The 9,495-nt window shown below is 62.8% G+C and carries 9 protein-coding genes; all 9 read right to left on the bottom strand.

Features of this window, described 5'->3' with window-relative positions; translation table 11 throughout:
• Nucleotides 1-1,255: hypothetical protein (locus G4O04_10375; protein HEY58915.1), on the bottom strand; the 1,255-nt coding region annotated here is incomplete at its 3' end.
• The gene (locus tag G4O04_10370) at nt 1,252-2,205 is read right to left on the bottom strand and encodes an SDR family oxidoreductase (protein HEY58914.1); all 954 of its coding nucleotides are present in this window, start codon (nt 2,203-2,205) and stop codon (nt 1,252-1,254) included. The genes G4O04_10375 and G4O04_10370, both read right to left, overlap by 4 nt.
• Nucleotides 2,205-3,629, bottom strand: a complete 1,425-nt coding sequence (locus tag G4O04_10365) for a sugar transferase (GenBank protein HEY58913.1) — start codon at nt 3,627-3,629, stop codon at nt 2,205-2,207. The genes G4O04_10370 and G4O04_10365 overlap by 1 nt, the downstream gene beginning before the upstream one ends.
• A complete protein-coding gene (locus tag G4O04_10360; GenBank protein ID HEY58912.1) occupies nt 3,626-4,651 on the bottom strand; it encodes a glycosyltransferase family 2 protein in 1,026 nt (341 codons plus the stop codon). The genes G4O04_10365 and G4O04_10360 overlap by 4 nt, the downstream gene beginning before the upstream one ends.
• A gap of 128 nt (nt 4,652-4,779) precedes the next feature.
• The gene (locus G4O04_10355; GenBank protein ID HEY58911.1) at nt 4,780-6,180 is read right to left on the bottom strand and encodes a HAMP domain-containing histidine kinase; all 1,401 of its coding nucleotides are present in this window, start codon (nt 6,178-6,180) and stop codon (nt 4,780-4,782) included.
• A gap of 18 nt (nt 6,181-6,198) precedes the next feature.
• Nucleotides 6,199-6,888 carry a response regulator transcription factor gene (locus tag G4O04_10350; protein ID HEY58910.1) on the bottom strand — a complete coding sequence of 230 codons (690 nt, stop codon included), beginning with the start codon at nt 6,886-6,888 and terminating at the stop codon, nt 6,199-6,201.
• A gap of 3 nt (nt 6,889-6,891) precedes the next feature.
• Entirely contained in the window at nt 6,892-7,278 is a 387-nt protein-coding gene (locus G4O04_10345) for a RidA family protein (GenBank protein HEY58909.1), read from the bottom strand.
• A gap of 223 nt (nt 7,279-7,501) precedes the next feature.
• Nucleotides 7,502-7,831 carry an SCP2 sterol-binding domain-containing protein gene (locus G4O04_10340; protein ID HEY58908.1) on the bottom strand — a complete coding sequence of 110 codons (330 nt, stop codon included), beginning with the start codon at nt 7,829-7,831 and terminating at the stop codon, nt 7,502-7,504.
• 24 nt (nt 7,832-7,855) lie between these two features.
• A complete protein-coding gene (locus G4O04_10335; GenBank protein ID HEY58907.1) occupies nt 7,856-9,067 on the bottom strand; it encodes an acetyl-CoA C-acyltransferase in 1,212 nt (403 codons plus the stop codon).
• Nucleotides 9,068-9,495: the final 428 nt, after the last annotated feature.

Below are 9,495 nucleotides of genomic sequence, written 5' to 3'. Positions count from 1 at the left end.
CTAAAAGGGGGCGGAAGCCAAAGTGAGAAACTACGGAGGGGGTAGTTAAAGACAACAGCACACTGATCGCCAACCCTCCCTTCCACGCCCAGGAGGAGCGGGGGAAAGTTTGCTCTATCTTGCGGGACAACGAGCCCAACACCATCACACCCCACAGATACCACCCCAACACCGCCAGACCCAAAAGGTAATGGTAGCGGGGATAAATAAACACGGTGCTGGTGGCAGAGGGGAGGGCTAAAATCCCTACCCCCACCCCAAAATCCCTGTAGTGCCGCCAATCGACCTGCCGCCTGCTACGCCACCACCATCCTAAACCCAAGAGCCCCACGCTAAGCCAAAGCACCCCTTCGATGAAAGGCCGCTTTTTGAACACATAAGGCGTGTGGGAAAAGAACATTTTTCCCAACCGCCAAAGGGTGTCTTTCGCATTGGCGGCAATATGCTCAACAACCAAGCGGGGATTAGCACGGATAACATCAGCCAGAGAATGCACCTCAGGGCCAAAGGCCGTTTGAAGCACCTCTTCCCAATAGTTCCAGGGCAAACCGTTGGGTAAATAACGATCTTTCCATCGAAAGGCAAAATGCTGCCCAAAGGCCCCAAAAAGACGACCAGGCTCATAAGGGGAGCCGAAAGTCAAACCCATCAACACGCTCAGTATACCCAACCCGATAAGCAAAGCCCGACGCTCAGTTCGGGGAACCCGCCAGAAGGCCCACACGAGCAGAAGCCCAAAGGCCAACATCATCTCCGGTCGGGCGTACATGCTTAACCCCACACTGCCCAAAAGCACCACCCATCCCCGCCAGTCGCGCTTCAAGCGCATGAAGACACCCAACCCGCCAAGGATCAAAATCCATACGAACGCGCTCACCCGCGGCCAGGGCTCCAGGTTCGCATCCCCCAGCAGCCACGCCCAACCGAGCAGAAAAGCGGCCCATGGTGGAACCCCTGAAGCCCACAAAGCCCAAAAGAGGGCAATGGGCAACAACACCACCTGTACCCGCAGATTGACATCGTACAACGCCATAGGGTCGTCTTCGATCAAAGAAAGGGCCTTATACCACACTCCGTACAAAGGCGCGCGGAAGGTGCGCATGTTTTCAAAAGTAAGTCGCAGCCCCTGGTCCAGGTAGTGCGTTTCATCTGCAAATCCCACATCCAAGGCCTGGTCGATCCGGGCCGCATAATGCACTCCTGCCCAAAGCAACAACAACGCATACACGAACGGCAACCAACGCGAGACTTTCATTTCCTTTCTCCCTTCGCCGTATTCCTCATCCACGCCATCACCTGGGCCAGACCCTCGCGCAGGGGTGTCTGGGCGCGGAAGCCCAACAGGCGCTCGGCCCGGCTGGGGTCGCCCACCGAGCGATGGATATCGCCGGGGCGCGGTGGGGCGAAGACAGGCTCCGGCGCGTTGGGGACCAGGTCGCGCAGCACGGCCAGCAAATCCAACAGGCTCACCTCCACGCCGGTGCAGATGTTGAGCGCCTGGCCATCGGCCGCGCTGCGCTCGGCGGCCAGCAGGTTCGCCCGCACCACATCGCCCACGAAGACAAAGTCGCGGCGTTGGGTGCCGTCGCCAAACACGGTAGGCGGCTGGCCATCGAGCAGCCGACGGATGAAAATGGGAATGACGGCCGCATAGGGGCTGTCGGGCCGCTGGCGCGGGCCGTACACATTGAAATAGCGCAACGCCACCACGGGCAACCCAAAAGCCAGGGTATACAGCCGAGCGTAGACCTCGTTGGTCGCCTTGGAGGCCGCATAAGGCGAAAGGGGGCGGTAAGGCAGGTCCTCGCACAGGGGGAAAGCGTCCGCGTCACCGTACACCGCCGCGCTGGAGGCTAGCACCACCTTGGCCACCCCGGCCCGGCGGGCCAACTCGAGCAAGCGGGCCGTGCCATCGGTGTTCACCGTGTGGCAGGCCAGCGGGTCTTTCATGGAAGCCGGGACCGAGACGAAGGCCGCCTGATGAAAGACCACCTCCACCCCTCGCAGCGCATCGGCCAGAACCCGCGGATCGCGCAAGTCTCCCTCCCGGACCTCCAGGGGGCCGCGCAGCCCCTCCAGGTTCTCCGGCCGCCCGGTGGAAAAATCGTCCAACACGCGCACCCGGTAGCCGCGGGCTAGGAGACCGCGCACAAGGTGGGAGCCGATAAACCCGGCCCCTCCGGTGACCAATGCCAGTGGGCTCATCAGCGCCCCTTTCCTCCAATGATGGTACCCAAAGTGCGCAAAATGATGACCAGGTCGAACAACATCCCCCGATGTTTGATGTAGTACAAATCGTACTCCAACTTGACCTCGGTCTCGTAGACCGTGGCCACATAGCCGTAGTTGATCTGCGCCCAACCGGTGACGCCCGGCTTGACCAGCAAACGCGCGCGGTAGAAGGGGATACGCTTCTCCAACTCGGCCACCAGACTGGGCTGCTCGGGCCGCGGCCCCACCAGGCTCATTTCGCCCCGCAACACATTGAAAAACTGAGGGAACTCGTCCAGATGGGTTTTGCGCAGGAAAGCGCCCACTTTGGTGATGCGGTGGGCATCGTCGTCTGCCCACTTGCCCTGCTCCTCGTCGGGAGAAGCGGAACGCATGGTGCGGAACTTGAGGATGTAGAAAATCCGCCCCCCCCGGCCCACACGCAGCTGCCTGAACAACACCGGGCTGCCGCTTTCCAGATAGATAGCCAGCGCAATAAAAGGGAACAAGGCCACGGTAATGCACGAGCCGAGTAGGCCGCCGAGGATGTCCAGCCCCCGTTTGGCGATTTCGTAAAAAGTGCTCACCCGGGCCTCGTCGATGAACGAACGCAGAATCCAGTCGGCCTCCAGATGGTGGATGGGCACCCGCCCCAACAACTCTTCGTACATAATGGGCATCCGCGTGACTTCCACGCCCATCTCGTAAGCGTCCAACACTGCCTGAAAGGTGCGGCCCCGGATTTCGCCGGTAATGGCGACCACCACATCGGTCACCGCATACTGTTGAATCAAGGCCAACAAATCCTCGCCGGTGCCCAACACATGGAAGCCATCCAGGCTCATATCTTGCTTTTGGGGGTCGTCGTCCACAAAGCCCACCAGGAAGAAGGGCGGGGGCTGCATCTTGCGATACACTTTGAGCAGCGTCTGTCCGGCCCGGCCTGCGCCCACCACCAACACCCGGCGCAGCAGAGGGGGCGCCGTAAACACCCGAATGAAGAACCCTCGCCAGGCTAGGGTAAGCAGCGTGGCCACCAGGAAAAAGCCGGCCACCCCCTTGCGCGGTAAAGAACGCGGAGGGAAGGTAAAGTACACCACCAAATACAGGACCAGGCCGCCCACAGCGGCCACGACCACGGCGCGGGCTGTGCGCTTCCAGTGACTGGCCGTGCGCCAGTCATAGGAATCCACCAACAACACCACCCAGAATAAGGGGAGCAGATAGTACCAGAGGGGGATGGAGCGCCACACTCGGCCCGGCAAGGGGAACAAGAAATCCGGGGTGCCGAAGGTCCAGATATACAACGAAGCCACCAGCGCCACCCCCGCGAACAGCACGTCGCCCAAAATCATCAGGGTCAGGCGTTCCCGGGGGCGCAGGCGTCGGGGCAGTGAAGGCGTTGAAGAATCCATCAAACCGTCCGCTCCTGCCAGGTTTTGGCGGGGTAAAGCAAACCCCAGAGAAAAGCGCCGCCCCAGGCTAGATGCATGGTGGCCAAAGCCGCAGGCACGGCCCACACCAGTCCCCAGCGGCGGTGTCGCCAGGCCTGTTGCAGGCCCACAGCCAGCAACGCCAGGCCGTACAGGATCATCTGCACGCCCCACACAGCCCAGGCCGGACGCCACCACCAGCCCAACACCGGCAATCCGACCAACGCCAGCACAAACAAGGGCGGCAAAGCCTGCCGCCAGCGCAGCGAGTGGGGATGACGGCGCAACATCTGGGCCTTCCAGTAGCCATAACGGGCATATTGCCTGGCCAAAGCGCGCAGATGCGGGCGGGCGAAATACACTGCCTGAATGTTTGGGCACAAATACACCGTGCCCCCGTGCCGGCGCACGCGGGTGTTGAACTCGTAATCTTCGTTGGTCAGCAAGGTTTCATCGTAAAAGCCGATGCGCTCGATGAGCGCGCGATGATACGCACCAAAGGGCACGGTGTCCACCGGGCCCGGTGGGGGGTTGGCGTGGCGGTAGCGGGCATCCCCCACCCCTAACGGATGGGCGGCTGCCAAAGCGATGGCCTGCGCGATGACTCCCTGGCCGCCGGGGCGAATGCGCCACACGCCGCCCACATTGTCGCCCAGGCCGTCTTCCAACAGGCACACACAGCGCTCCACATAGTCTTCGGCCGGCACCGCGTGCGCGTCCAGGCGGACGATGATTTCACCCTGCGCCGCCCGCAGCGCCGCGTTCAACCCAGCCGGGATGATGCGCCGCGGGTTGTCCACCACGCGCACCCGCAAATCAGGGTGTTTCTGTTGCCAGGCAGCGATGACCTCCCGCGTGCCATCCTCCGACATCCCGTCGGCAATGACCACTTGCAGCCGTTCGCGGGGGTACGTTTGCCCATACAGTGCGTCGAGCAACAGGCCAATGGTGTCTCGTTCATTGTAGCAAGGCACAATGACTGTCACGCTGGGTCGCTCGGTGGACACAAACTCACCTCAACAATGTGGATGAAAACCGGCGATACCGTGTCGGCGCAAGGGCAAGCCCTCTGAGATCGCACAGAAGGCGTTGTTGCTCTGTCCGTCCGCGGCCAGGCGCTCGCCAGGGACGCGACTCAAAGGCGGGTTCCCTTCTCCCTCTGCAGGGCGATCAGGGTGGGGTCTTCGGAGGAAACGCGGGGTAGTTTTACCACAAAAACGCTGCCTTTCCCAGGTTCGCTCTGCACGGCGATGGTGCCGCCATGAGCGCGCACGATTTCATAGGCGATGCTCAGGCCCAGTCCGGCTCCACCTCGCCGCGCTTGATCCAGTTGGTAAAACCGTTCGAAAATGCGCGGCAACGCCTCGGGCGGAATTCCCTGCCCTGTATCACGCACCACGCACAACGCCCACCCCGCCTCCTCCTGCACCCGCACCGTCACTTCACCGCCGGGAGGCGTGTGTTTGAGCGCGTTGTCCAGCAAGTTGGTCAACACCTGCGCCAGGCGGTCGCCGTCGCCGTACACCACAAGCGCATCCACGCCGTTTACCGTCAAGGCGACCTGCGCCGCCTGGGCCTGGGGTTGCATCCGCTGCACCACATTGCGGGCCAGGGCGGCCAGGTCCACCGGTTCGCGAAGCAGGTCCGCTGTGCCGGCGTCCAGCCTGGCCAGGTCGAGCAAATCCAGCACCAGGCGATGCATCCGCGCTGCCTCGTCGTAAATCACCTGAGCCGCCTGGCGCACCGCATCAGGATCGGAGGCCGTGCCGTCCAGAATGGCCTGGGCAAACCCCTGGACGGAAGTCAGCGGGGTCTTGAGTTCATGAGAGACGTTGGCCACGAACTCCCTCTGTGAGCGCTGGCTGGCTTCCACCTGGCGGCTCATCTCGTTGAAGGCGCGGGCCAGGGTCTGCACCTCGGCGGGGCCCTCCACCGGGATGGGGCGATGCTCCCCGGCGGCGAGGGCACGGGCTGCCTGGGCCATACGGCCCAACGGTCGGGCCACCCAGCGGCTGAGCAGCACGGCCAGCAGCAACGCCAGGGCCAGCGCCGTCACCCCGGTTTGCACCAGGGGGGGCAGCAAATCGTCTCGCAGCAGGTTGAGCAGCGGCTGCAGACGCGAAGGCCGCGGCAGCGCGGCCACCACCCGCCAGCCCGTCTTCAGTCGGCGCGCGGCGAAGAGCCACACCCGGCCCTGAGCATCGCGGGCCAGCCCGCGCTCCCGGTGGAGGGATAGCGTCAGGGGAACCTCAGGCTCGGTATCCACAGCCAGACGGCCCTGGGGATCGAACAACAACAACCGCACCTCCAGCGCGTCGGCCAGCCGCCGCAACGCCTGTTCGCGCCCCTGGGGGATGCGCAGCACCGCGCTTCGGCGCGTCACCGCGCCCACGGCCAGTTGCAGGCGCAAGGCCGTCTCCCGTTCCAGGGCCGGGTTGTTCCACAAATACAACAAAAAGCCCACCGTCACCGCGCCCAGGGTGAGCACCACCAGGGCCACATAGGTCAAAAACAGACGCCCGCGCAGGGTTTGCATCGCCTCATCCCTGGCCGCTCAGGCGACCAACTTGTACCCAACCCCGGTCACCGTCTCGATGCGCAGGTCACTGCCGCGCAACTTCTTGCGCAACTGGGCCACATGCACATCCACCGTGCGCGTCTGCCCGGCGAAGTCGTAGCCCCAGGCCAACCGCAGCAATTGCTCACGGCTGAGCACCATGTTTCGATGTTGCGCCAACACCCAGAGCAACTCGAATTCCTGGGTACGCAAGGGCACCACCTCACCGGCCACCCGCACTTCACGGGCGCCGGGGTCGATGACCGTGTTGCCTAAACGCAGCGGTTGGGGCCGCTCTTCGTCGCCCGTCCGTCCCCAGCGCTCGCTCCGCCGCAACAAGGCCCTGACCCGCGCCACCAATTCCCGCGGGTTGAAGGGCTTGGTCAGATAATCGTCGGCGCCCAACTCCAGGCCCAGAATCTTGTCGATGTCATCGTCGCGGGCGGTGAGCATAATGATGGGGATAGGGTGGTCTTCGGCCCGCAGGCGGCGGCACACCTCGTAGCCGTCCACTTTGGGTAGCATGATGTCCAGCACCATCACATCCGGATTAAGTCGCCGGACCGCTTCCAACGCCGCCTCACCGTCGTGCACCGCATGCACGCGATACCCCTCCCGATCCAGATACATGCGGGCCAGTTGCACAATGGCGGGCTCGTCGTCCACCAGCAACACCAGGGCGCTCATGGGCTACTCGGGGATGTAGGCCACCGCCTCGATCTCCACCGCTGCCCCTTTGGGCAGCGCCGCAACCTGCACCGCCGACCGTGCCGGAAAGCCCTCGGTGAAGAACTCGGCGTACACTGCGTTCATCTTGGCAAAGTCGTTGATGTCGCGCAAAAAGACCGTGGTCTTCACCACGGTAGCCAACGAAGCGCCCGCCGCTTCCAAAACATGCTGGAGATTGGTCAACGCCTGACGGGTCTCCGCCTCCACACCGCCGGGCACCAACGCACCGGTGGTCGGCTCCAGACCAATCTGCCCCGCCGTGTAAACCAACTGCCCGCTGCGCACAGCCTGGGAATACGGCCCGATGGCCTGCGGCGCCTTGTCGGTGGCGATGATGTGCTTTTCCATAGGCAACCTCCTCAGCAGGGGATGCCTTCATTTTACGCCGAAGGCTGGGGGGCGTCAAATGTGCCGGGGCGACGGGGAACAGCAGGACCCCGGGGTTGGCACCGTCCCCCAAGGAACGGCCCATCCTCCGGGGTCCTGCCCAGGGCCGGACCCGCGGGCGCGGCCACACCCCAAGGGCAGGCAACCGCCCTCCGGGTCGGACCGCGCTCGTGTTCCGTTCAGATCAGCGCAATTTGAAGAACGAAGTCAACTTCATGGCCAGGTTCAAGTCGCCCTTCAGTTGTAACTTGCCCTGCATGAAGGCCTTCATACCGTCCAACTTGCCCAGGATGATGTCCTTGTAGTCCTGGGCGTCGGCGGTGAGGGTCAGGCGGGGATTCTCCGCCACGCCCTCTTCCACGGTGCACTGGCCGTCCTTGATGGTGATCACCCAGTCGCCGCCCTCCTCGCCGGTGAGGTGGTACTGGACCACGGCCTCCACGCCTTTGGCCTTTTCAGCCAAAAAGGCCTTGGGCATGCGCTCCATCAGTTCCTTGACGGTGATCTCACTCATGGTTGAACTCCTGAAAAGATGGGATTACGACAGGTTCTCGAAGATCCCGGCAGCGCCCATGCCGCCGCCGACGCACATGGTCACCAAGCCAAACTGCACATCGCGGCGCTTCATCTCGTAGATGATTTGGGTGGTCAACTTAGCGCCAGTGCAGCCCAGCGGGTGACCCAAAGCAATGGCGCCACCGTTCACATTGAGGATCTCTTCATCCATGCCCAGTTCGCGGATAACGGCCACCGACTGAGCGGCAAAGGCCTCGTTGAGTTCAATGAGGCCAATGTCCTTCAGGGAGAGACCAGCCAACTTCAGCGCCTTGGGCACGGCATAAACCGGGCCGATGCCCATGATTTCGGGGTCCACGCCGGCCACGGCGAAGGAGAGGAAACGGACCAGAGGCTTAAGGCCCAAAGCCTCGGCCTTGGCGCGGGACATGATGATCACGCCCGCAGCGCCGTCGGACATCTGGGAGGAGTTGCCTGCGGTGACCGTGCCGTTGACTTTAAAGGCCGGCCGCAGGCGGGCCAGCGCTTCCAAAGAGGTGTCGGGGCGCACCCCCTCGTCCACCTTGAAGATGAAACGCTTGCTGTGCACCGCGCCATCCTCGCCCACCTGCTGGATTTCCACCTCCAGGGGCACGATTTCGTCCTCAAAGCGCCCTTCGGCGATGGCCTTGGCCGCCCGTTGATGGCTGCGCAGGGCGAACTTGTCCTGGTCCTCGCGGGTGACGCCGTACTTCTCCGCCACGCGCTCGGCGGTCAACCCCATGCTGAGGAACACGCCGGGCCACTCCACGGCCAGATGAGGGTTGGGGACAAACTTGTTGCCCGTCATAGGCACCATACTCATGGACTCGGTACCGCCGGCGATGATCACCTCGGCCTGCCCCGACATGATGGCGAAAGCCGCATGGGCGATACTCTGCAAGCCGGAGGAGCAAAAGCGGTTGATCGTCTCAGCGGGGATCGAGGGGGGCAACCCGGCGCGCAGGGCGGCGATGCGGGCCACATTCATGCCCTGCTCGCCCTCGGGGAAAGCGCAGCCAAAGACCACATCGTCGATCTCCTCCGGCGGCAGCGCCGGGGCTCGCCGGAGCAAATCCTGAATGACCGCCGCCGCCATCTCATCGGGCCGCACGGTGACCAGGCTACCCTTGCGAGCCTTGCCCACCGCTGTGCGCGCCGCCGCGACGATCACAGGTTCGCGGGATTTGTCAAGGGGTGCAGTCGTTCCAGCCATGGTAAACGCTCCTTAGAAGCAAAACGTGTCGAGGTAAAGAATTGCAAGTTGCGAATGGCGAATCGCGAGTTAAGGGCGGCGGATGCTACTCAGGAGCAGGCTAATGACTTCATCCAGCAAGGCTACCCGATGACGGAGCAACGCTTGAGGAAGTAAATATCGACCTCGTAGATACCATCCTCGTGCCTCGCAAGCCTCATCCAAGGCAATGCGCAGAATTCGCCGCGCATCGGGGGTCTGAACTCCACGGCCAAAAGCCTCTTCCAGATTAGCCCGCAATGCTTCCCACACTCCGAATCAACTGCAAAGCCACCGCTTTGCCTCGAAAGTCGGTCTTCAACAAAAAATCGCAGTCGTTCCAAGCCAGATCATACAGGTACATCACCTTGGGATAAACCACGCTCTTCCAAAGAGGCGAACGCTGAAGT

The sequence above is a fragment of the Anaerolineae bacterium genome, from assembly GCA_011176535.1.
Taxonomy (GTDB): Bacteria; Chloroflexota; Anaerolineae; order Anaerolineales; family DRMV01; genus DUEP01.
The sequence above is the reverse complement of the archived record's forward strand: the minus strand, read 5'-3'. Positions and strand labels throughout refer to the sequence as shown.